Below are 22,862 nucleotides of genomic sequence, written 5' to 3' on the forward strand. Positions count from 1 at the left end.
ACCGGCGATGACCGCACGCTTCCGGACACGGGGCCGCCCCCGCCGATCGGGTCGGCGGGGGCGGTCGCACGGCGGGATGGAGACCCGGGGCTACTTTCCGGTCTCGCGCTCGTAGGCGGCGATGACCTCGTCGGTCGGGCCGTCCATGAGCAGTTCGCCCTTCTCCAGCCAGAGCACGCGGTCGCAGGTGTCGCGGATCGACTTGTTGCTGTGGCTGACCAGGAAGACCGTGCCGGCCTCCTTGCGCAGCTCGCGGATGCGCTCCTCGGAGCGGATCTGGAACTTGCGGTCACCGGTCGCGAGGGCCTCGTCGATCATGAGGACGTCGTGCTGCTTGGCGGCCGCGATGGCGAAGCGGAGCCGGGCGCCCATGCCGGAGGAGTAGGTCCGCATGGGCAGGGAGATGAAGTCGCCCTTCTCGTTGATGCCGGAGAAGTCGACGATGTCCTGATAGCGGCTCTTGATCTCGTCACGGCTCATGCCCATGGCGAGGCCGCCGAGGATCACGTTGCGCTCACCGGTCAGGTCGCTCATCAGCGCCGCGTTGACGCCGAGCAGCGAGGGCTGGCCGTCGGTGTAGACCTTGCCGCTCTCGGTGGGCAGCAGGCCGGCGATGGCGCGCAGCAGGGTCGACTTGCCGGAGCCGTTGGTGCCGATCAGGCCGATGGCCTCGCCGCGGTACGCGGTGAAGGAGACCCCGCGCACGGCGTGCACCTTGCGCACACCGCGCTCGGTCTCGCCCTTGCGGCGGCGGAGGATGCGGCTCAGGGCGGCGGTGGCGCTGCCCTTGCCGCCGGCGGCGCCGTTGACCCGGTAGACGATGTGGACGTTGTCCGCGATGACGGTGGGCACGCGGTCCTGGGTGTCGTGGTCAGCCACGGCCGTACCTCTCCTCGGCCTTCCAGAAGTAGATGAAGCCGCCGACGCCGATCACCACGGACCAGGCCACGGTGATGGCCCAGACGTGCGGCGGGAGGTTCGAGGACCCGTAGCCGTCGATCAGGGCGAACCGGATCAGGTCCATGTGGAGGGCGGCGGGGTTGTACTGCAGCAGGTCGGCGATCCAGGCGGGCTGGTCCTTCAGCATCACCGGGATGGAGAACATCACGCCGGACGCGTACATCCAGGTACGCATGATGAACGGCATCAGCTGGGCGAGGTCGGGCGTCTTGGCGCCCATCCGCGCCACGATCATGGCGAGTCCGGCGTTGAAGACGAACTGCAGCACCAGGGCGGGGATCATCAGCAGCCAGCTCAGGGCCGGGTAGCTGCCGAAGGCCACGGCGATGACGATGAGCACGACCATCGAGAACAGCAGCTGCTGGAGCTGCTGGAGCGCGAACGAGATCGGCAGCGAGGCCCGCGGGAAGTGCAGCGCCCGCACCAGGCCGAGGTTGCCGGAGATCGCGCGGACGCCGGCCATCACCGAGCTCTGGGTGAAGGTGAACACGAACACACCGGTCACGAGGAACGGGATGTACACCGAACGTGACATGCCCCGGTCCGCGTCGAGGATCAGACCGAAGATCAGGAAGTAGACCAGCGCGTTCAGCAGGGGCGTCACCACCTGCCAGAGCTGACCGAGCTTGGCCTGGCTGTACTGGGCGGTGAGCTTCGCCTGGGAGAAGGCCAGGATGAAGTGGCGCCGGCCCCACAGCTGGCGGATGTACTCCACGAGCCCCGGCCGGGCTCCGCTGACGGACAGACCGTACTTCGCGGCCAGCTCGGCCGGGCTCAGGCCGTCGTCGACGGACGGTCGGGTGCTCGTCACGACCCCACCGTCCCGGGATGTGTCACTCACAAGTCGAAACTTTCGTGTTCAAGATGCGCGGCAAGTCGGGTACCACGATGTCAGACGACGGGCGGGCGTCCCAGTCGGGTCAGCCGCCACACCGTACGCCACCTCATGGGTCGCCGAGGTCCGCAGGGGGCCGTCCAGCCCTCCCGGAAACCGCCGAACCAGGCCTTGAGAGCGGGTACGGAGGGTCGCCGTGCCAGGGTGAGCAGCAGCCACACGCCGAGATAGACCGGCACCAGGGGCGCGGGAAGATTGCGGCGAGCCAGCCACACCCGGTTGCGGGCCACGTTGTAGTGGTACGTCGCGTGCCGGGAGGGCGGGGTGGTGGGGTGCAGCAGCACCATGTCGGAACGGTAGTCGATCATCCAGTCGGCGTCGAGGGCGCGCCAGGCGAGATCGGTCTCCTCGTGCGCGTAGAAGAACGCGTCGGGCAGGCCGCCGACCTCGGCGAACACCTTGGTCCGCACCGCGTTGGCGCCGCCGAGGAAGGTGGTCACGCGGGAGGAGCGCATCGGGTCCGAGGCGCGCAGCCGGGGCACGTGCCGCCGCTGGGTGAGTCCGGTCTCGGGGTCGGCGATCCGGAAGCTGATGATGCCGAGGCGCGGATCGGCGGTGAAGGCCTGGCGGATCAGCTCCGCGGTGTCGGTGTTGGCGAGCAGGCCGTCGTCGTCGAGGAAGAGCAGGGCGTCGACGTCGCTGCCGCCGGGGCCGAAGGCCTCGATGCCGACGTTGCGGCCGCCGGGGATGCCGAGGTTCTCGGGCAGGGTGACGGTGCGGACGCCGTCGGGCAGGCCGGTGATCTCGACGCCCTGGCCGACGACGACGACCTCGATCGGGTCGCCCTCCTGCTTGGCGACCGAGTCGAGCAGCGCCCGCAGGTCGTCGGGCCGGTTGCCCATGGTGATGATGACGGCGCCCAGCTTCATCGGTGCGGTCATGACGGGCGCCCTCACTTCAGCCTGCTGGAGGCGAGGATCGACACCAGGTGCAGCACCGTCTGCAGCAGGGCGATGCCGGCCAGGACGGCGACGCCGAGCCGGGAGAAGAACAGGTCTCCCCGGGCCTGGTCGACGACGGCGAGGACCAGGATCAGCAGGGAGGCCTCGATCCCCAGGATCAGGCGGTGGAACTTGAGCGCGGCGGCGGCCCGGCGGGCCAGCGCCATGCCGGAGGAGCGCGGCTCGGAGGCGGCCTCCTTGACCGGCGGCAGGCCGCCCTGGTGGCGGGCGACGCCGACGAGGTCGGTCTCGGCCTTGATCAGGATGGCGCCGAGCGCGGCCAGGGTGCCGAGGAAGGCCCACAGCCAGTCGATCCGGCCGCCGCCCCACAGGTCGGCGGCGCGCAGGCCGAAGCCGACGAGGACGGCCGCGTCGCAGAGGTACGCGCCGACCCGGTCCAGGTAGACGCCGCCGAGCGAGAACTGCTGCTTCCAGCGGGCCACCTCGCCGTCGACGCAGTCGAGCAGCAGGTAGAGCTGGACCATGAGCACGCCGAGCAGCGCCCCCGGGATCCCGGGGATCAGCAGCGCGGGAGCGGCGAGGACACCGGCGAGGGTCATCACGTACGTGAGCTGGTTCGGCGTGACCCTGGTGTGCACCAGGTGCCGGGTGATCCGCAGCGAGATCTCCCGCATGTACAGGCGGCCGCCCCAGTGTTCGCCGCTCCGCCGGTCCTTCACACCCGGCGGGTGGACGACCGGGCGGAGCTCAGCTACCGATGGCTTTTGCATAGTCGGCGTATGCGTCCCTGATCTCGTCGGCGGACAGGTCGAGGTGTTCGAGGATGGTGAAGCGGCCGGGCCGGGTCTGCGGGGCGAAGTCCACCGCCCGTACGAACTCGTCGACGGTGAAGCCCATCTCCTCGGGCAGCACGGGCAGGCCGTGCCGGCGCAGGGTCTGGACCATCTGGGCGGACTCCTCGCGGGCCCCGCGCAGGTGCATGGCGAAGGCGGCGCCGAGGCCGCACTGCTCGCCGTGGCTGGCCGCCCGGGTCGGGTAGAGCAGGTCGAAGGCGTGGCTGATCTCGTGGCAGGCGCCCGAGGAGGGGCGGCTGTCGCCGCTGATCGACATGGCGATGCCGGACATCACCAGGCCCTCGGAGAGGGTGACGAGGAAGTCGTCGTCGCCGACGCCGCCGGGGTGGCGCAGCACCGCCTCGCCCGCGCTGCGGGCCATGGCGGCGGCCAGGCCGTCGACCTTCTCGCCGGTCTCGCGGTGGGACAGCTCCCAGTCGGCGATGGCGGAGAGATTGGAGATGGCGTCGCCGATGCCGGAGCGGACGTAGCGGATCGGCGCGTCCCGGATCACGTCGAGGTCGATGACCAGCGCGATCGGGGTCGGGACGCCGTAGGAGCCGCGGCCGTTGTCGTTGTCCAGGGTGGAGATCGGCGAGCAGATGCCGTCGTGCGACAGGTTGGTGGCGATGGCGACGAGCGGCAGGCCGACCCGGGCCGCCGCGTACTTGGTCACGTCGATGATCTTGCCGCCGCCGAGCGCGACGACCGCGTCGTAGCGCTTGCCGCGCATGGCGTCGGCGAGCTTGACGGCCTCGTCGATGGTGCCGCCCGCCACCGGGTACCAGTCGGCGTCCGGGAGCTCGGCGGCGAAGCGGTCACGCAGTTTCAGGCCGGAGCCACCGCTGATGGCGACGGCGATCCGCCCGTTGCTGGAGATCCGCCTATCCGCGAGGAGCGCGGACAGGTCGTCCAGCGCCCCTCCGCGGATGTCGACGACGACCGGCGACGGAATGAGCCGGGTCAGTACTGGCACGCGATGTCACGGCCCTTCGCCAGGTCGTCGTGGTTGTCGATCTCGACCCACTTGACGTCGCCGATGGGCGCCACGTCGACGGTGAAGCCGCGGTTGACGAGCTCCTGGTAGCCGTCCTCGTAGTAGAGGTCGGGGTCGCGCTCGAAGGTGGTCTTCAGGGCGTCGGCGAGCTCCTCGGCGGCCTCGGCCTCGATGAGGGTGACCCCGATGTACTCGCCGGTGGCGTCGGCCGGGTCCATCAGCTTGGTGATCTTCCGGACGCCCTTGCCGTCGGCGGTGACGACCTTCATCTCCTCGTCGGCGAGGTTCTTCACCGTGTCGAGGGCGAGGATGATCTTCTGGCCGTCGCCGCGGGCGGCGAGCAGGGTCTTCTCGACGGAGACCGGGTGGACGGTGTCGCCGTTGGCGAGGATCACACCGCGCTTCAGGACCTCACGCGCGCACCACAGGGAGTAGGCGTTGTTCCACTCCTCGGCCTTGTCGTTGTCGATGAGGGTCAGCGCGATGCCGTACTTCGCCTCCAGGGCCTCCTTGCGCGCGTACACGGCCTCCTTGCGGTAGCCGACGACGATGGCCGCCTCGGTGAGGCCGACCTCGGCGAAGTTCTTCAGCGTGAGGTCGAGCACGGTGAGAGAACCGTCACCGGCGGGGTCCACGGGCACGAGGGCCTTCGGGAGCGTGTCGGTGTAGGGGCGCAGACGCCGTCCGGCACCGGCTGCCAGTACGAGGCCAATCATGCTGTCTCTCCTTCGTCATGTACGGCGGGTGCTCCGGAGGAGACCCAGAAGCGGACCGACTCCACGAGCACCACGAGGCCCACGGCGACCGCGAGGGCGGTGAGCGCCGAGGTGAAGTCGTTGCCGCGATTCGCCGCCAGAGCGGCGAGTACGGCCACCACGAGCGTGCGTCCCTCGTGGCCGCCGATGGTGCGCACCAGCCAGGCCGGCGGCGCGCCGGCGTTGCCGCGGATGCGGTACACCGTGTCGTAGTGATGGTAGGCGACCGCCGCGACCAGCCCGAATGCGGCGGGGAGGGCCTGGGCGGCGTCGGCCTCGGCCGCGAGCAGCAGGACCGTGCCGTACTCGGCGGCGCGGAAGACCGGCGGGACGAGCCAGTCGAGCCGGCCCTTGAGGGGGGCGGCGACGGCGAGGCCGGAGAGCAGGACATGACCGCCGGCGGCGGCCACGACGGCCCAGCCGGGGCCGGTGAGGGCGGCGGTGACGAGGACGGCCGCCGCGCCGAGGGCGGCGAGCAGCGGCGCGAGGAATCCGGCACGGGCGCGGCGGGCGGTGATACGGGCCACGGCCTCGGCGAGCGGGCCGGAGTCGGCGAGGTCCGCCAGCGCCTGGGCGGCGCTGTCCGTGCGGGGCGCCGTGCGGCTGAGCGAGCGCAGCAGCCGGCCGGCGGTGGTGTAGCAGGCGCCGAAGGCGCAGCCGATGATCAGCGCCCAGAAGACGATCCGGGGGGCGGTGACGGCGGTGAGGACGGCGATCATCGCCCAGCGCTCGCCGATCGGCAGGATGATCATGCGGCGGGCCCAGACGGTCCAGCCGACGTTGTCGAGCCGGTTGGACAGCGCCAGGCTGGTCTTGGCGGTGGCGCCCGCGCTCTGGGCGTTCGCCTCATTGAAGGAGAAGTCCACGACATGCCGGCAGGTCATGAGGACCATGGCGCCGAGCGCGAGGAACCACACGTCGTCGCCGTTCCGGGCGGCGCCGAGGGCGAGCCCGGCGTAGAACGCGTACTCCTTGGCGCGGTCGAAGGTGGCGTCGAGCCAGGCGCCCATCGTCGAGTACTGCAGCGAGTAGCGGGCGAGCTGCCCGTCGGTGCAGTCCAGGACGAAGGAGACCAGGAGCAGCACGCCGGCCGCGACGTAGCCGGCGCGGTCGCCGGTGGCGGCGCAGCCGGCCGCGAGCAGCGCGGTGAGCAGCGACGCGGTGGTGACCTGGTTGGGGGTGAGTCCGCGGCGCGCGCACCAGCGGGCGATGTAGCGCGAGTACGGGCTGATGAAGAAGGTGGTGAAGAAGCCGTCGTGGGCCTTGACGGCGGAGCGCAGCCGTACGGCCTCCTCGTCGACGGCGTCGACGGCGGCGCGCGCCCGGTGGCGGGCCTCGGGGTCGTCGGGCACGGCGGCGACGAGGGTGCCGAGCTGCGGCCGGTGGACGGCGACGCCGTCGGCGTCCAGCGCGGCGGCGAGGGTGTCCGGGAGGACCGCCACGGTGGCGGGCGCGCCCGCGGGCACGGCGGCGGCGGCGAGCGCGCGGGCCAGGGCCGGGCGGGCCTCGGGCTGCGCGGTGAGGACGCCGGGCGCGGCGGCGGCCGGGAAGCGAGGGTCGGTGAGGGCGAGCCGCAGGGCGTGGAGGTGGCCGACGAAGCGGGGGTCCACGACGGCGACGCGCCGGTCGGCGGGCACCCGGGCGAGCAGAGTGCCCGTCTCGTGGGGGCCCGAGGCGATCTCGACGTGGAAGCCGAGGGACCGCAGATCGGCGTCGAGCGACGATCCGGGTACCGGCGGACCGGTGAGGATGGCGGTCGACAGGGCGAACTCACTCCTTGGAGCTGGCGGACGGGCCGGCGGGGCCCATGGCACGGCCCCGGGCGCGGCGAGGCGGCCCGGCACCGGGCGGCGGCACGTCGGCTGAGGCTATCGGATGCGACAAGCGCGAGTTCACCGAGGTTTCGCGGCACGGCCTCCCCCGGGCCGCCTCGCGTCCGCACGGGTGCGCCTGATGCTGTCGTGATCATCATGGGTGATCGGCGGCCCAGCCTCCAAACCGCCCGGGAGGCCCCCCGGGCGCAGGGTTTCGGCCATACCCCGTCCGATCCACATAACCGCAGGTCAGAGCATATGACAACGGTGTTCAGTACCGTGTTGCGCATACCCCCCACCCGTAGTTCACTTGCGCACCGGGGACACCACCGAGCACGTCGTCGACACGACCGGGAGGCCTTGTCATGGGGGCTGGACACGATCACGGGCACAGCCACGGCGGACCGCCGCCGAGCGGCACCGCGGCCCTGGCGTACAGGAACCGACTGCGGATCGCACTCGGCATCACGCTCTCCGTGATGGTGATCGAGATCGTGGGTGGCATCCTCGCCGACTCGCTCGCCCTGATCGCCGACGCGGCCCACATGGCGACCGACGCGGTCGGCCTCGCGATGGCCCTGCTCGCCATCCACTTCGCGAACCGGCCGCCCACGGGCAACCGCACCTTCGGCTACGCGCGCGCCGAGATCCTCGCGGCACTGGCGAACTGTCTGCTGCTGCTGGGGGTCGGCGGCTATGTGCTGTACGAGGCGATCCAGCGGTTCGTCGAGCCGGCCGAGACCCGCGGCGGACTGGCCATCACCTTCGCCCTGGTCGGCCTGGTCGCCAACATCGTCTCCCTCTCGCTGCTCATGCGCGGCCAGAAGGAGAGCCTGAACGTGCGGGGCGCCTATCTGGAGGTCCTCGCCGACGCGCTCGGCTCGGTGACGGTGATCGTCGCCGCGGGCGTCATCCTGCTGACCGGCTGGCAGTACGCGGACCCGATCGCCTCGATCGTGATCGGTCTGATGATCGTCCCGCGCACGGTGAAACTGCTGCGGGAGACCCTGGACGTGCTCCTGGAGGCCGCGCCGAAGGGCGTCGACATGGCCGAGGTGCGCCAGCACATACTGGATCTCCCGGGCGTCGAGGACGTGCACGACCTGCACGCCTGGACGATCACCTCGGGGATGCCGGTGCTGTCCGCGCACGTGGTCGTCACCCAGGACACCCTGGACGCGGTGGGCCACGAGAAGATGCTGCACGACCTCCAGGGGTGCCTGGGCTCCCACTTCGACGTCGAGCACTGCACCTTCCAGCTGGAGCCGGCCGGTCACGCCGAGCACGAGGCCAAGCTCTGCCTGTGAGCGGCTGCTAGCCTGGGCGCGACAGACGTGGCAGGGAGAGGAGCTGAGGTTGATGACCGTCGCGATGGTGGCCGCCCACGGCGGCGGCGCCCGGTTCAGCCCCAGCTCCCGGGTCTCCGGCCGATCCGACGTTCTGCGTCGCTCCTGACGTACTCGTCGTTCCTGACGTTCCTCGTCGGCTCTGACGTTCCTCGTCGGTCCCGACGTTCCTTCGTCGGCCGGGGCCCCCTTCCACCAAGGGATTCCCACGTTGTCCGACAACGACATCACCACCGAGTCGCTTCGCGACGCCTTCTTCGCCCTGCACCACGGTCTGCCGCGGCAGGGCCCCGGCTCCGACACCACCACCCGTCGGCTCCTCACCCTGGCCGGCCCGCTGCCCGCGCGCCCGCGCGTGCTCGACCTCGGCTGCGGTCCCGGCCGCTCCGCGCTGCTGCTCGCCGCCGAGGCGGGCGCGGAGGTGACCGCGGTCGACCTGCACGAGCCGTTCCTGGCCGAGCTGCGGGAGGCCGCCGCCGCCCGTGGGCTCGACGGCCGCGTCCGCACCCTGCGCGCCGACATGGGCGCCCTGGAGCAGCTGCCCGACGGCGCCTTCGACCTGGTCTGGGCCGAGAGCTCGGCCTACGCGATCGGCTTCGACCGGGCGCTCGCCGAGTGGCGCCGCCTGCTCGCGCCCGGAGGGACCCTGGTCCTCACCGAGTGCGAGTGGACGACCGAGGAGCCGGGCCCGGTGGCCCGCGCCTTCTGGGAACGGCATTACCGGCTCCGTACCACCGCGGAGAACACGGCCGCGGCCGTCGCCGCCGGCTATCACGTCCTCGGGACCGTACGGCAGCCCGAGAGCGACTGGGACGAGTACTACGGCCCGCTCGCGGCGCGGGCCGCGGCCGCCGACCCGGCGGCGCCCGGGATGGCGGCGGCGCTGGCCGCGACCCGGGAGGAGCTGGAGCTGCGCCGTGCGCACGGCGGCGACTACGGCTACACGGGGTACGTCCTGCGGCCCGCCGATCCGCGCTGGCGGACCCGTCCGGAGACGGCGGCCGACCTGGCGGCCGTACGGCGGGTCGAGGCCGGCGCCTTCCCGACCGAGGCGGAGGCGGATCTGGTGGACGCGCTGCGGCGGGACCCGGAGGCGTGGCTGCCGGGCCTCTCGTACGTCGCGGAGGCACCGGACGGCACCGTCGCCGCGCACGCCCTGATCACCCGCTGTCATGTGGACGGCGTCCCGGCGGCGGCACTCGCGCCCGTCGCGGTCGCTCCGGAGCGCCAGCGCCAGGGCGCCGGGGAGGCCGTCGTACGGGCCGTGCTCGACGCGGCGCGGCTGCGCGGGGAGCGGTTGGTGCTCGTGCTCGGCCACCCGGAGTACTACCCACGGTTCGGGTTCGTACGTGCGTCCGCGTATGGGATCAAGCCAGCCTTCGAGGTGCCCGACGAGGCGATGATGGCCCTCGATCTCGACGGTTCCGGGGCCGTGGCCAGGGGCACGATCTCGTATCCGGCGGCTTTCGGGGTCTGACACGAGCGCCCTCCCGCCGCGCCGGATGTACTCCGGTGCGGTGGGAGCGGCCATGTCCGGCCGCCGAAGTACGGACAAGCCGGTTTTGTACGGCAGACTGAGGTCGCCCCTCAGGGCGAGGACCGAAGCGAAGGATGGGTATGCCGACCACACCAGCCCCCGTGGCCCACAGCTCCTCGAACGGCGCCCGGCCGATCGCGGCCGAAGAGCCGATCATGCTCGAACTGGTCGACGAGGACGGCGTCACGATCGGTACGGCGGAGAAGCTGGCCGCGCACCAGGCGCCCGGGCAGCTGCACCGCGCCTTCTCGGTCTTCCTCTTCGACGAGGCGGGGCGGCTGCTGCTCCAGCGGCGCGCGCTCGGCAAGTACCACTCCCCCGGCGTCTGGTCGAACACCTGCTGTGGCCACCCGTACCCGGGCGAGGCGCCGTTCGCGGCGGCCGCCCGGCGCACCTTCGAGGAGCTGGGCGTCTCGCCGTCGCTGCTGGCGGAGGCGGGCACGGTCCGCTACAACCACCCCGACCCGGCCTCGGGCCTGGTGGAGCAGGAGTTCAACCACCTCTTCGTCGGCCTGGTGCAGTCGGGAGCGCGGCCGGACCCGGAGGAGGTCGAGGAGACCGCCTTCGTGACCGCGGCCGAGCTCGCCGAGCGCCACGCGGCCGCGCCGTTCTCCGCCTGGTTCATGACGGTGCTCGACGCGGCGCGTCCGGCGATCAAGGAGCTGACGGGTCCGTCCGGGGGCTGGTGACCCCGGGGACTCCGGGCGCGGTGCCGGTGCCGGTGGCCGCGATGGTGCCGGTGCCGGTGCCCGCGACGGTGCCGAGACCGGGCATCGGTCCCGGCATCGCGCCCGGCACCCCTGTCCCGGGCGGTGCCCCGCCCGGGACGAACGGGTTCAGGGGCAGCGCCGCCCAGATGATCTTGCCGCCGCTCGCGGTGTGCTCGACGTCGCAGGCGCCGCCGGACTCCAGCGCGATCTCCCGGACGAGCAGCAGTCCGCGCCCGCCGGTCTGGCCCCAGTCCGCTTCCAGGGCCTTGGGCCGGTAGGGGTGGTTGTCCTCGACGGACACCCGGACCCACTCCGCCCCGATCGCGACCTCCACCGCTATCTCCGGCGAGAGCAGCGCGGCGTGTTTGACCGCGTTGGTGACCAGTTCGGAGACGATGAGGAGCAGTCCCTGGACGGTGTCGTCGTGGACCGGGACGCTCTGCCTGATGAGAAGGTCGCGGACCGCGTGCCGGGCCTGCGGCACGGAGACGTCGACCGCGGGAGCGGTGAAGCGCCAGACCCCTTCGTAGGACGGTGGCCGGGCGGGGACGCTCCCGCGGCTCTCCATAGTCCGGCTCCCGCCCTCGTGCTCGATTGTCGCCACAGGTCGAGTCTTGGGAATCCGCCGGTGCGGCTCGGGATACTGACCAGAAGTCGACACTTATCGATCGACTTCTGATCGGGTGAGTATGCCAACGTCAGTTGTTCGACTGCTCCTGATCCTCCGCTGACGACTTCGGAAGATTGGCGTCCGGTGTGACCATACTGACGATACGGCGGCCCCCCACTCCCATCGCGATCAGGCCGAGTCCGTCGAAGAGCAGCGCCAGCGAGAAGAACGTCCCGAGGACGTACCGGCTGCTGTCCGGCCAGTCGAAGAGCACCAGCAGACCGAGCAGCAGCCCGAAGGCGCCCTGCAACAGGGTCCAGCCGAACTGCGGGCCGCGCACCACCACGCTGCCGACCAGGCGGAACACCCCGCCCGTCAGGAAGAGCAGGGCCGCGAACATGGTCAGCGCCTCGGCGGAGCCCTCCGGGTTCCGGATGACGACCAGACCCGCCGCGATGTTCAGCGCGGCCACCACCACCGCCAGCCAGAAGTAGCTGCTGCCGCGCGACTCGATGGCGTGCAGCAGACCGACGACCCCACCGATCAGCAGCAGCCAGCCGAAGAGCAGCATGGTGGTCAGGGTCGCGACCCCGGTGTAGACCAGCCCTACGGCGCCCGCGAGCACGAGCAGGACGCCGAGGGCGGCCAGCCAGCCGAAACTGCGGCTGAGTCTTCGCCCCTCGTCGCGGGCCGTCTCGTCACTCGTGCGGTCCGTCGTCCGCCGCGGGGGCGTGTCCTTGCCGGCCATGAGTGTCTCCTCTCACACCCCCATGCCGATCGTACGTAGCAGGGGCCCGGATAGCATCCGGCGCATGGAGCCGCAGCTGACCGTCAGCGTCGCCGACGAGGTCGCCACCGTCGTCATCGCCAACCCCGCCAAACGCAACGCCATGACCGCGGGCATGTGGCGGTCCCTGCCCGGGCTGCTCGCCCCGCTCGCCGCCGACCCGGCGGTGCGCGCCCTGGTGCTGACCGGCGCGGGCGAGACCTTCTGCGCCGGCGCCGACATCTCGACGCTGCGCGAGCCGGGCGACGAGCAGCAGGCCCTCGCGGTCCGCGCCGAGGAGGCGCTCGCCGCCTTCCCCAAGCCGACGCTCGCCGCGATCCGCGGCTACTGCGTCGGCGGCGGCAGCCAGCTCGCCGCCGCCTGCGACCTGCGGTTCGCCGAGGAGGGCGCGCGCTTCGGGATCACCCCGGCCAAGCTCGGCATCGTCTACCCGGCCGCCTCCACCCGCCGCCTCACCGCCCTCGTCGGCCCCTCGGCAGCCAAGTTCCTGCTGTTCTCGGGCGAGCTGATCGACAGCGAGCGGGCGCTGCGCACCGGTCTCGTCGACGAGGTGCTCCCGGCGGGCGAACTGGACAAGCGGGTCGCCGAGTTCACCCGTACCCTCGTGTCCCGCTCGCTGCTCACCCAGGCCGCGGCCAAGGAGTTCGCCGACGGCCGCACCGACCGCGACGCGCACTGGGCCGGACAGGCGCACGGCAGCGGCGACACCGCGGAGGGTGTCGCCGCCTTCCTGGAGCGCCGCCCGGCCCGCTTCACGTACGGGCGCTGAGCCCGCGGCGGCGGGCCCCTCGGGGACGGGCTTCGGCTCAGCTCTCCGTGGCCAGGGAGTCCGTCCTGACGCCGCGCCACCGGGCGACGAGGTGGGCCGGGGCCTTCTCCGGGGAGCCCGCGTCGTACGGGGGCTGCGGGTCGTACTCGGTGAGGAGCTGCACGGTCTGCGCGGCCTCGTCGCCGGCGATCCGGCCGAGCAGGTGGAGCGCCATGTCGATGCCGGAGGAGACCCCGGCGGCGGTGACGTACTTGCCGTCGAAGACCACCCGCTCGCCGGTCGGTTCGACGCCGAGGGCGCGCAGCTCCTCGTAGGCGAGCCAGTGGGTGGTGGCGCGGCGGCCCTTCAGGAGGCCGGCGGCGCCCAGGATCAGGGCGCCGGTGCAGACGGACGTGGTCCAGGTGCTCGTCTCGTCGGCGCTGCGGAGCCAGGCCCGGATCTCCGGGTCGTTCATCGCCTCGCGGGAGTCGGGTCCGCCCGGGACGAGCACGATGTCCGGGCGGGGGATCTCGAAGAGGGCATGGTCGGCGACGAGCGCGAGGCTGCCCTGGTCGTTCCTGACCGGGCCGGGCTCCTTGGCGACGAAGACGGTCTCGGCTCCGGGCAGCCGGCCGAGGATCTCGTACGGTCCGACGGCGTCGAGCGTGGTGAAGCCGGGGTAGAGCAGGACGGCGATCTGCATGCCGGTGATTCCTTTCAGCGGACGGGTGCGTGGAAGCGGCGCCGGTAGTCCGCCGGGGCGGTGCCGAGCGCCTTGACGAAGGCGCGGCGCATCGCCTCCGGAGTGCCGTATCCCGAGGCGCGGGCGACCTCCTGGACGCCCTGGACGGACTCCTCCAGGAGCCTGCGGGCGTGTTCGAGGCGTACGCGGTCCACGTAGCGGCCCGGCGTCGTGCCGGTCTCGGCGTGGAAGGCGCGCGCGAAGTGCCGCGGCGAGAGCCGGGCCCGGGCGGCGAGGGCCTCGACGGACAGGTCCGCCTCCGGGTGCTCGGCGATCCACTGCTGGAGGTCCCGCAGCGGTTCCCGCCGGGCGGTCTGCGCGGCCAGCTGGGCGCTGAACTGGGCCTGGTTCCCGGGCCTGCGCAGGAAGACGACCAGGTGGCGGGCGACGGTGAGGGCCGCGTCCCGGCCCAGGTCCTCCTCGACCAGCGCGAGCGCGAGGTCGATGCCCGCGGTCACCCCGGCGGAGGTGGACAGGCGGCCGTCCCGTACGAAGATCGGGTCGGGGTCGACGTCGACCTCCGGGTAGCAGCGGGCGAGGTGGTCGCAGGCGACCCAGTGCGTGGTGGCACGGTGCCCGTCGAGCAGCCCGGCCTCCGCGAGCAGCAGCGCCCCGGTGCACACCGACACCAGCCGCTCCGCCCGGGGCGCGTGGGCGCGCAGCCAGTCGACGAGCGCCGGGTCGGGCGCGCGGGTTCCCTCGCCGCCGGGCACGAGCAGCGTGTGCGGGGGTCCGTCGGCCACGGCGTCCGCGAGCGTGGTGTCGGGCAGCAGCCGCAGTCCGCTGGAGGACCGGACCGGGCCGCCGTCCAGCGACGCGGTCCGGATCGGATACCCGGCCCGCCGCCCCGCGGCACGACCGGCACCGGCGAACACCTCCACGGGACCGGTGACGTCGAGGCTCTGCACGCCGTCGAAGAGGACGACGAGAACGGGTCGCTGCGTCATGGGCCCATCCTTGGCGGCGGCGGGGATGGCCGCAATGACGTCCTGCCCACCTTTCCTGCCATGGGTGTGCCGACCCGCCGACAGGCGTCCGCACCGGTCGGCCGGGGCGTCTTGACTGGCCGGACGGGCGGGCGCGCACGGCGGGGCCGACGGCCTGGCGGCGGGCGGGCTCGGCGACGCCTGGCGGGGCGGGCCGACCGGAGGCGGGCAGGGCCGACCGCTCGGCGGCGGGACTCACCGGACGGCCGGGGCGGGCACGGCGGGGCGGACCGGCCGGGGACGGGCGGGCCAGACGGGCCGGGTCGGACAGGCCGCGGGGCGGGCAGGGGTCGGACGAGGCCCCGTGGGGCGGTGCAGGCCGGGCCATGCGGGCCAGACGGCGCCGGGTCGGACAAGCGGCGGGCGGGCAGGGCCCTCGGCCCGGAGGGCGGAACGCGGCGCTCGGCCCGGCCGCGGGGTCGCGGGGCGACCCGGGGATACCCCACGTACCGACCAGTAGGTAAGGTGCGGCCTCATGACGAACCTGCCGCCCCGCGCGGGCCGCCGCTGCGCCCACCCGGTGAACCTGCTGCACGCGACGCTGTTCTTCTCGCCCGATCTCGACGCCGAGTTCCAGCGGCTCGGCGTCACGGACCGGAGCGCCGCGCGGCTGGCCGCGCGCAGCGCGCCGCTCGGGGCCGTGGGACCCGGGACGGTCGCCGCGGCCTTCTACAACTACAACCACGCCTTCCTCGCCCGGCACCTGCCGGCCGTCTGGGAGGCCGCCTCCCCCGCCGCCGTCCTCGACGCCCGGCTGCGGGCCGCGGACGCCACGCTGCGCCGGCTGCTCGGCGAGGAGGCCCTCGCCTCCGCCGAGATGGCCGAGGCGGCCGAGCTGGCCCTGCGCGCCGCCGAGGCCTGCACCCGGCACGCCCGCCCGCTGTACGCGGGCAACGCGGACCTGCCGGTGCCCGACGCCCCGCACCTGCGGCTCTGGCACGCCACGACGCTGCTGCGCGAACACCGCGGGGACGGCCACCTGGCGGCCCTGCTGAGCGCGGGACTCGACCCGGTGGAGGCCCTGGCCAGCCACACCGCCACCGGCCGGGGCATGGCTCCGCGCTGGGTCCTGGGCACCCGCGGCTGGCGGCGCGCCGACTGGGACGCGGCCGTGGAACGGCTGCGCGGGCGCGGGCTGCTCGACGCGGAGGGCGAGCTCACCGAGGCGGGCGCGGCGCTGCGCGAGGCCCTGGAGGAGGAGACCGACCGCCTGGACGCCGCCCCGTACGAGCACCTGGGCGCGGACGGCACGGCCCGGCTCACCGAGCTGGCCAAGGGCTTCCTGGTGACGGCGGTCGGCGCGGGCGCGTTCCCGGCGGACCTCACCGGCAAGGCGTAGGGGGCGAGGGGGCGGGTCGGTTGCCACGGACGGGTGACCGACCCGGCAGAATGCATCCCGCAAGCTTGAGGCACGAGAAGGCGGGTCGGGACATCGTGACGACGTCCATCGAGGCAAGGATCGCCGAGGAGCTCGGCGTACGCGAGCGGCAGGTGAAGGCTGCTGTCGAACTGCTCGACGGCGGTTCCACGGTGCCGTTCATCGCTCGCTACCGCAAGGAAGCGACCGAGATGCTCGACGACGCGCAGCTGCGCGCCCTGGAGGAGCGGCTGAGGTATCTGCGCGAGCTGGAGGACCGGCGGACCGCCGTCCTGGACTCCGTACGCGAGCAGGGCAAGCTGACGCCCGAGCTGGAGGCGCAGATCCGGGCCGCCGACACCAAGGCGCGCCTCGAGGACATCTATCTGCCGTTCAAGCCGAAGCGGCGGACCAAGGCGCAGATCGCCCGCGAGGCAGGTCTGGAGCCGCTGGCCGACGGGCTGCTCGCCGATCCCTCGGTGGAGCCGCTCGCCGCCGCGGCCGCGTTCGTCGACGCCGGCAAGGGCGTCGCGGACCCGGCGGCCGCCCTGGAGGGCGCGCGGGCCATCCTCACCGAGCGGTTCTCGGAGGACGCCGACCTGATCGGCGAACTGCGCGAACGCATGTGGGGCCGGGGCCGGCTGGTCGCCCGGGTCAAGGAGGGCAAGGAGGAGGCGGGCGCGAAGTTCGCCGACTACTTCGACTTCGCCGAGCCGTTCACGGCGCTTCCCTCGCACCGCATCCTCGCCATGCTCCGCGGCGAGAAGGAGGACGTGCTCACCCTGGAGCTGGAGCCGGAGGAGCCGGGCGAGGGCCCCGCCGCCACCTCGTCGTACGAGCCGATCGTCGCGCGCCGCTTCGGCGTGGCCGACCGCGGCCGCCCCGGCGACAAGTGGCTCCTGGACACGGTCCGCTGGGCCTGGCGGACCCGGATCCTGGTCCACCTCGGGATCGACCTGCGGCTGCGGCTGCGTACGGCCGCCGAGGACGAGGCCGTACGGGTCTTCGCCGCGAACCTGCGCGACCTGCTGCTCGCCGCTCCCGCCGGGACGCGGGCCACCCTGGGCCTGGACCCCGGCTTCCGTACGGGCGTGAAGGTGGCCGTGGTGGACGCGACCGGCAAGGTCGTGGCCACCGACACGATCTACCCGCACGTCCCGGCGAACCGGTGGGAGGAGTCCCTCGCGAAGCTGGCGCGGCTCGCGAAGGAGCACGCGGTCGAGCTGGTCGCCATCGGCAACGGCACGGCGTCCCGCGAGACCGACAAGCTCGCCGGTGAACTCATCGCGAAGCACCCCGAGTTGAAGCTGACCAAGGTGATGGTGTCCGAGGCGGGCGCCTCGGTCTACTCCGCCTCCGCCTTCGCCTCGCAGGAACTCCCGGATCTGGACGTGTCGTTGCGCGGCGCGGTGTCCATCGCCCGCCGCCTCCAGGACCCGCTGGCCGAGCTGGTGAAGATCGACCCGAAGTCCATCGGCGTCGGCCAGTACCAGCACGACCTGTCCGAGGTGAAGCTCTCGCGCTCCCTCGACGCGGTCGTCGAGGACTGTGTGAACGGCGTCGGCGTCGACGTCAACACCGCCTCCGCGCCGCTGCTTTCGCGTGTCTCCGGCATCGGCGCCGGCCTCGCCGAGAACATCGTGGCCCACCGCGACGCCAACGGTCCCTTCCGTTCCCGCCGCGCCCTGAAGGACGTGCCCCGGCTCGGCCCGAAGGCGTACGAGCAGTGCGCGGGCTTCCTGCGGATCCGCGGCGGTGACGACCCGCTGGACGCCTCGGCGGTGCACCCGGAGGCGTACCCGGTCGTGCGCCGCATGGTGAAGGCCACGGGCGGCGAGGTCGCCGCGCTGATCGGCAACACCGGGGTGCTGCGCTCGCTGCGCGCGGACGACTTCGTCGACGAGACCTTCGGTCTGCCGACGGTCACCGACATCCTGAAGGAGCTGGAGAAGCCGGGCCGCGACCCGCGGCCCGCGTTCAAGACGGCCACCTTCAAGGAGGGCGTGGAGAAGATCTCCGACCTGTCCGCCGGGATGGTCCTGGAGGGGGTCGTCACCAACGTGGCCGCGTTCGGCGCGTTCGTCGACGTCGGCGTCCACCAGGACGGTCTGGTCCACGTCTCGGCGATGTCGAAGAACTTCGTCAAGGACCCCCGGGACGTGGTGAAGCCGGGTGACGTGGTGCGCGTGAAGGTCCTGGACGTCGACATCCCGCGCAAGCGGATCTCGCTGACGCTGCGCCTCGACGACGAGGCCGCGGCGGCGGAATCCCCGGCCCCGAAGCGCGAGCGCGGCGGCCGCCCGCCCCAGCAGCGGCGCGGCAGCGGCGGTGACCCCGACCGGAGCCGTGACCGCGACCGGAGCCGCGACCGCGACGGGAACCGTGGCCGGGGCCAGGGCGCCGCGGCCCCCGCGAACAGCGCGATGGCGGACGCCCTGCGGAAGGCAGGCCTCCTGAACGAGGGCGGTGGCGGCGGCAAGCGGCGCGGGCGGTGAGCCGCCGCTGAGGTGGAGCCGCCGCGGACAACGGGCGGGCCCGGCCGGGAGGCCGGGCCCGCCGCCGGGTCTTCGGCCGGCCCTCTCATGCGGGGCGGAGCTCAGGTCCCTGGCGTGGCGTCGAAGGCCCTCCGGCCGGCGTCGCCGAGGGCGTGCCGCGCTTCGCGGGAACGTGCGGGCGTGCCGCGCCTTCGCCGGAACGTGCCGGCCTGCCACGGCTTCGCCGGAACGTGCCGGCGTGCCACGCCTTCGCCGGAACGTGCGGAGGAGCTGTCAGGCTCCCCCGCACGCGAGGAGACGCGGAGGCTACGGCACGAAGCGGAGCGCCCAGTCCGCCCGGTTCGCGACCGACAGGTCGTCGTCCTCCGTCAGGGGGTGGAGGAGCCGCTGGGCCGTCTTCGGGTCGGCCTGGACGAGGTCGACGATCTCGGCGGCCAGGCCGTCCTGGTCGTCGCCCAGGTCGACGGCGGAGGCGCGGACGAGGACGGGCAGCTTCTCCGTACCGCCGAGGGCGGCGACGACACCACCGAGGAGTTCGCGGGCGTAGGAGTTGCGGTCGGCGACGGCGCGGTCGAGTTCCGCCTCCAGGCGCGGCAGCGCCCCCCGGTCGCCCGATGCGGCGATCTCGTCGGCGAGGTCGATCGTCTCGTCGACGTCGGCTTCGGGGTCGTCCAGCATCTCGATGAGCCGGGTCACGCGGTCGTCGGTCATGGTGCCTCCTGGAATGCGCCGTCCACGAGGACGGGAACCGCGGTCGACGCGTCGATCTCGGCGGCCACCTCCACGTCCCGCGGACAGCCGTACTCGTACAGTTCACGGCCCGAGTCGCAGCCGTGCAAGGCGGCGACCGGGTCCTCGGTGGCCTCCCACAGCGTGGCCGCCGCGGTCGCCTCGGGGGTGAAGGGGTGCGGCGCCAGGTCCCGCAGCGCGGCCAGCACCGCTCCGGCGCCGAGCAGGTCCTCCAGGGCCGGGCGCAGGGAGCCGTCGGGCCATCGTTCGCCGGCGGCGACGACGGCGAGGGGCCGCTCGGCGGTGCCGTAGCCCTCGGCGGCGAGCCGGCGGGCGACGGCGGTGGGGTTGCGCAGCGAGGCGGCGACGACGGTCGCCCGCCCGGACGCGGCTTCGGCGGCGATGGCGGAGCCGTTCGGGGACGGCAGGACGAGCCGGTCGGGCCGGGGCGCGGGCGCGGCGCGCAGCGCGGCCGGGGACAGCGACCAGGGGTGCGCCTCGGTGGCCTGGCCGCGGCCCACGGCGAGGACGGCGTCCTTCTCCTTCGCGTACGCCACGGCGCCCGCGTCCCGCCATCGGTACGGGTGGACGGCGGTGCCGCCCTCGACGGCGACGCCGACGGCGGTCGTGAAGGAGAGGACGTCGACGACGACCACGCAGCCGCCCTGGCGGGCGAGGGCCCGCGCCTCGACGGGTCCCCAGCCGAAGGACACGGTCATCAGAGCTCGGTCACCTTGCCGTCGGCGACCTCGATGCGGCGGGTGGTGCGGACGGCGTCGAGCATCCGGCGGTCGTGGGTGACGAGCAGCAGGGTGCCGTCGTACGAGTCGAGGGCGGACTCCAGCTGCTCGATGGCCGGCAGGTCGAGGTGGTTGGTCGGCTCGTCGAGGACGAGGAGGTTCACTCCGCGGCCCTGGAGGAGGGCGAGCGCGGCGCGGGTGCGTTCGCCGGGCGACAGGGTGGTGGCGGGGCGCAGGACGTGGTCGGCCTTGAGGCCGAACTTGGCGAGCAGGGTGCGGACCTCGGCCGGCTCGGTGTCGGGGACGGCGGCGCAGAAGGCGTCGAGGAGCGTTTCCGGACCGTGGAAGAGCCCGCGGGCCTGGTCGACCTCGCCGACGACGACGCCGGGGCCGAGGGCCGCGTCGCCCGCGTCCAGCGGGAGGCGGCCGAGGAGGGCGGCGAGCAGGGTGGACTTGCCGGCGCCGTTGGCGCCGGTGATGGCGACCCGGTCGGCCCAGTCGATCTGGAGGGTCACGGGCCCGAAGGCGAAGGCGCCGCGGCGGACCTCGGCCTCGCGCAGGGTGGCCACGACCGCGCCGGAGCGGGGCGCGGCGGCGATCTCCATGCGCAGTTCCCATTCCTTGCGGGGCTCGTCGACGACGTCGAGGCGTTCGATCATGCGCTGGGTCTGGCGGGCCTTGGCGGCCTGCTTCTCGCTGGCCTCGCCGCGCAGCTTGCGGCCGATCTTGTCGTTGTCGGTGGCCTTGCGGCGGGCGTTGCGGACGCCCTTGTCCATCCAGTTGCGCTGCATGAGGGCGCGGGATTCGAGCGAGGCCTTCTTGTCGGCGTACTCCTCGTACTCCTCGCGGGCGTGCCGGCGGGCGGTGTCCCGCTCCTCCAGGTAGGCCTCGTAGCCGCCGCCGTAGAGGGTGATCTGCTGCTGGGCGAGGTCGAGTTCGAGGACCTTGGTGACGGTGCGGGCGAGGAACTCGCGGTCGTGGCTGATGACGACGGTGCCGGCACGCAGGCCCGTGACGAAGGTCTCCAGGCGTTCCAGGCCGTCGAGGTCGAGGTCGTTGGTGGGCTCGTCGAGGAGGAAGACGTCGTAGCGGGAGAGCAGCAGGGAGGCGAGTCCGGCGCGGGCGGCCTGGCCGCCGGAGAGGGAGGTCATCGGCTGGTCGAGCCCGACGGTGAGGCCGAGGCTCGCCGCGACCTCCTCGGCGCGCTCGTCGAGGTCGGCGCCGCCGAGGTCGAGCCAGCGCTCCAGGCTGACGGCGTACGCGTCGTCGGCACCGGGGGTGCCGTCGACGAGGCCCTGGGTGGCCTCGTCCATGGCCGCCTGGGCGGCGGCGACGCCGGTGCGCCGGGCCAGGAAGTCCCGGACGGTCTCCCCTTCGCGCCGCTCGGGCTCCTGCGGGAGGTGGCCGACGGTGGCGGTGGGCGGGGAGAGCCGCAGCTCTCCGTCCTCGGGGGTGTCGAGGCCCGCGAGCAGCCGGAGCAGGGTCGACTTCCCGGCTCCGTTGACGCCGACGAGGCCGATGACGTCCCCGGGGGCGACGACGAGGTCGAGCCCGGAGAAGAGGGAACGGTCGCCGTGGCCGGCGGCGAGGTTCTTGGCGACGAGGGTGGCAGTCATCAGGGGATGAATCCTAAGTGAGGGGCCGCGGGGGGCCGTATCCCGGTACGGTCCCGGGCATGGACGGTGACGGGGTCGTGGACGTGGTCGTGGTGGGCGGCGGGGTGGTCGGTCTGACGGCCGCGATCCGCCTTGCGGAGCGGGGGCTGCGGGTGCGGGTCCGGTCGCGGGACGGGGTGGCGGGGACGACCTCGGCGGTGGCGGGGGCGCTGTGGTGGCCGTACCGGATCGAGCCGGCGGCGGAGGTCGGCGCCTGGGCGCTCGCCTCGCTGCGGGTGTACGAGGAGCTGGCCGCCGACCCGGCCGCGACGGGGGTGCGCCTGGTGAGCGGGGTGCACGCGGACACGCGCCTGGCGGGGCTCGGCGGCTGGGCGCGGGAGGTCGGCGGTCTGCGGCAGCTGGCGCCGGAGGAGGTGCCGGGGCCGTACGGGGTGGGGCTCGCGGCCCGGCTTCCGCTGATCGACATGCCGGTCCACCTGGGGTGGCTGCGGCAGCGGTTCGAGGCGGCCGGCGGAATCGTCGGGCACGGGGCCGTGACGAGCCTGCGGGAGGCGGCGGCCACGGCGCCGGTGGTGGTGAACTGTACGGGGCTCGCCGCGCGGGAGCTGGTGCCGGACCCGGGAATGCGGGCGGTGCGGGGGCAGCTGGTCCTCGTGGAGAACCCGGGCGTGGACACCTGGTTCACGGCGGCCGACGGGGCGTCGAGCGAGACGACGTACTTCTTTCCGCAGCCGGGGCGGCTGATCCTGGGCGGTACGGCGCAGGAGGACGACGAGCGCGCCGAGCCGGACGCGGCGACGGCGGCGGCGATCGTGGCGCGGTGCGCCCGGATCAGGCCGGAGATCGCGCGGGCCCGGGTCCTGGGCCATCGGGTGGGGCTGCGCCCGGCGCGCGCGGCCGGGGTGCGGATCGAGGCGGAGCCGCTGCCGGGCGGCGGCCTCCTGGTGCACGACTACGGGCACGGCGGGGCGGGCGTCACGGTGGCCTGGGGGTGCGCGGACCGGGTGGCCGAGCTGGTCTGCGGGAGCTGACGGGGTTGGGGGGTCGGGCCTGCTCGGCCTCGCGGTCGAGAGGCGGGAGGCCCGCGCCGTACAGGAGCGCGCGGCGGACCGGGCCGTACGGGAGCCTCGTACCGTACGGGGGCGGGCGGAAGCCCCGTATCCGCGCGGGGCCGAGCGGCAGGCCCGCTACCGTTCGCCGCCGCGCCAGCCCGCGCCGTGCGACCGGGGTCGTACGGGACGACAACGCCCGCCCGGTGGGCCGGGGGCCTGCCGGGCGGGCGCCGAGGGGCGAACCCTCGGGG

The 22,862-nt window shown here is 73.5% G+C and carries 20 protein-coding genes and 1 pseudogene; 7 read left to right on the forward strand and 14 right to left on the reverse strand.

Translation table 11 applies throughout. The features are described from left to right. Positions 1-90: 90 nt before the first annotated feature. From ABTZ91_RS09170 to ABTZ91_RS09200, 7 genes are read right to left on the reverse strand one after another with little or no spacing between them, the layout of a single operon-like run. Positions 91-879 (reverse strand): ABC transporter ATP-binding protein, encoded by a 789-nt coding sequence (locus ABTZ91_RS09170; protein WP_352076499.1) that lies wholly within the window; start codon positions 877-879, stop codon positions 91-93. Further along, positions 872-1,801: an ABC transporter permease gene (locus tag ABTZ91_RS09175; RefSeq protein ID WP_352076500.1), complete on the reverse strand. Its 930-nt coding sequence runs from the start codon at positions 1,799-1,801 to the stop codon at positions 872-874. Before ABTZ91_RS09175 ends, ABTZ91_RS09170 begins: the two co-directional genes overlap by 8 nt. Before the next feature lie 50 nt (positions 1,802-1,851). After that, on the reverse strand, positions 1,852-2,736 hold the full coding sequence (locus ABTZ91_RS09180; protein ID WP_352076501.1) for a glycosyltransferase: 885 nt from the start codon (positions 2,734-2,736) through the stop codon (positions 1,852-1,854). 11 nt (positions 2,737-2,747) lie between these two features. After that, positions 2,748-3,527: a CDP-alcohol phosphatidyltransferase family protein gene (locus tag ABTZ91_RS09185; protein ID WP_352076502.1), complete on the reverse strand. Its 780-nt coding sequence runs from the start codon at positions 3,525-3,527 to the stop codon at positions 2,748-2,750. Beyond that, positions 3,505-4,566 (reverse strand): iron-containing alcohol dehydrogenase family protein, encoded by a 1,062-nt coding sequence (locus ABTZ91_RS09190; protein ID WP_352076503.1) that lies wholly within the window; start codon positions 4,564-4,566, stop codon positions 3,505-3,507. Before ABTZ91_RS09190 ends, ABTZ91_RS09185 begins: the two co-directional genes overlap by 23 nt. Then, a complete protein-coding gene (locus ABTZ91_RS09195) occupies positions 4,554-5,303 on the reverse strand; it encodes a phosphocholine cytidylyltransferase family protein (protein WP_352076504.1) in 750 nt (249 codons plus the stop codon). The genes ABTZ91_RS09190 and ABTZ91_RS09195 overlap by 13 nt, the downstream gene beginning before the upstream one ends. After that, complete coding sequence (locus tag ABTZ91_RS09200; RefSeq protein ID WP_352076695.1) at positions 5,300-7,105, reverse strand: DUF5941 domain-containing protein; 1,806 nt, start codon at positions 7,103-7,105, stop codon at positions 5,300-5,302. The genes ABTZ91_RS09195 and ABTZ91_RS09200 overlap by 4 nt, the downstream gene beginning before the upstream one ends. A 416-nt stretch (positions 7,106-7,521) precedes the next feature. Here ABTZ91_RS09200 and ABTZ91_RS09205 point away from each other — a divergent pair, with 416 nt between their 5' ends. From ABTZ91_RS09205 to idi, 3 genes are all read left to right on the forward strand, one after another. Further along, positions 7,522-8,463: a cation diffusion facilitator family transporter gene (locus tag ABTZ91_RS09205; RefSeq protein WP_352076505.1), complete on the forward strand. Its 942-nt coding sequence runs from the start codon at positions 7,522-7,524 to the stop codon at positions 8,461-8,463. 250 nt (positions 8,464-8,713) lie between these two features. Then, on the forward strand, positions 8,714-9,979 hold the full coding sequence (locus tag ABTZ91_RS09210) for a bifunctional class I SAM-dependent methyltransferase/N-acetyltransferase (protein ID WP_352076506.1): 1,266 nt from the start codon (positions 8,714-8,716) through the stop codon (positions 9,977-9,979). A gap of 140 nt (positions 9,980-10,119) precedes the next feature. Further along, entirely contained in the window at positions 10,120-10,728 is a 609-nt protein-coding gene (gene idi, locus ABTZ91_RS09215) for an isopentenyl-diphosphate Delta-isomerase (protein WP_352076507.1), read from the forward strand. A gap of 142 nt (positions 10,729-10,870) precedes the next feature. On the opposite strand, the pseudogene ABTZ91_RS09220 reads toward idi, so the two are convergent. Both ABTZ91_RS09220 and ABTZ91_RS09225 read right to left on the reverse strand, forming a co-directional pair. Continuing rightward, a pseudogene (locus ABTZ91_RS09220) lies at positions 10,871-11,317 on the reverse strand (ATP-binding protein); the annotation flags it as partial. Positions 11,318-11,447: 130 nt separating this feature from the next. Then, positions 11,448-12,107, reverse strand: a complete 660-nt coding sequence (locus ABTZ91_RS09225) for a DUF308 domain-containing protein (protein WP_352076508.1) — start codon at positions 12,105-12,107, stop codon at positions 11,448-11,450. 64 nt (positions 12,108-12,171) lie between these two features. Here ABTZ91_RS09225 and ABTZ91_RS09230 point away from each other — a divergent pair, with 64 nt between their 5' ends. After that, positions 12,172-12,915, forward strand: a complete 744-nt coding sequence (locus ABTZ91_RS09230) for an enoyl-CoA hydratase-related protein (protein ID WP_352076509.1) — start codon at positions 12,172-12,174, stop codon at positions 12,913-12,915. Between the two features lie 37 nt (positions 12,916-12,952). Here ABTZ91_RS09230 and ABTZ91_RS09235 read toward each other — a convergent pair whose 3' ends face one another. Continuing rightward, on the reverse strand, positions 12,953-13,597 hold the full coding sequence (locus ABTZ91_RS09235; RefSeq protein WP_352076510.1) for a DJ-1/PfpI family protein: 645 nt from the start codon (positions 13,595-13,597) through the stop codon (positions 12,953-12,955). A gap of 14 nt (positions 13,598-13,611) precedes the next feature. After that, a complete protein-coding gene (locus ABTZ91_RS09240; RefSeq protein ID WP_352076511.1) occupies positions 13,612-14,583 on the reverse strand; it encodes a DJ-1/PfpI family protein in 972 nt (323 codons plus the stop codon). Between the two features lie 514 nt (positions 14,584-15,097). Here ABTZ91_RS09240 and ABTZ91_RS09245 point away from each other — a divergent pair. Next, positions 15,098-15,961: an SCO6745 family protein gene (locus ABTZ91_RS09245; protein WP_352076512.1), complete on the forward strand. Its 864-nt coding sequence runs from the start codon at positions 15,098-15,100 to the stop codon at positions 15,959-15,961. A gap of 95 nt (positions 15,962-16,056) precedes the next feature. Continuing rightward, entirely contained in the window at positions 16,057-18,474 is a 2,418-nt protein-coding gene (locus tag ABTZ91_RS09250) for a Tex family protein (RefSeq protein WP_352076513.1), read from the forward strand. Positions 18,475-18,780: 306 nt separating this feature from the next. Here the strand turns inward: ABTZ91_RS09250 and ABTZ91_RS09255 are convergent, their stop codons facing one another. Genes ABTZ91_RS09255 through ABTZ91_RS09265 form a run of 3 tightly spaced genes read right to left on the reverse strand, consistent with a single transcriptional unit; the run spans position 18,781 to position 21,559 of the window. After that, positions 18,781-19,185 carry a hypothetical protein gene (locus ABTZ91_RS09255; protein ID WP_352076514.1) on the reverse strand — a complete coding sequence of 135 codons (405 nt, stop codon included), beginning with the start codon at positions 19,183-19,185 and terminating at the stop codon, positions 18,781-18,783. Next, on the reverse strand, positions 19,182-19,922 hold the full coding sequence (locus tag ABTZ91_RS09260) for a 2-phosphosulfolactate phosphatase (RefSeq protein WP_352076515.1): 741 nt from the start codon (positions 19,920-19,922) through the stop codon (positions 19,182-19,184). The genes ABTZ91_RS09255 and ABTZ91_RS09260 overlap by 4 nt, the downstream gene beginning before the upstream one ends. Further along, positions 19,922-21,559: an ABC-F family ATP-binding cassette domain-containing protein gene (locus ABTZ91_RS09265; protein ID WP_352076516.1), complete on the reverse strand. Its 1,638-nt coding sequence runs from the start codon at positions 21,557-21,559 to the stop codon at positions 19,922-19,924. Before ABTZ91_RS09265 ends, ABTZ91_RS09260 begins: the two co-directional genes overlap by 1 nt. Before the next feature lie 59 nt (positions 21,560-21,618). On the opposite strand from ABTZ91_RS09265, the gene ABTZ91_RS09270 reads away from it, so the two are divergent. Next, positions 21,619-22,590 (forward strand): FAD-dependent oxidoreductase, encoded by a 972-nt coding sequence (locus ABTZ91_RS09270; protein ID WP_352076517.1) that lies wholly within the window; start codon positions 21,619-21,621, stop codon positions 22,588-22,590. Positions 22,591-22,862 lie beyond the last annotated feature (272 nt).

It is taken from the genome of Streptomyces sp. NPDC126499 (assembly GCF_040302485.1).
GTDB lineage: Bacteria > Actinomycetota > Actinomycetes > Streptomycetales > Streptomycetaceae > Streptomyces.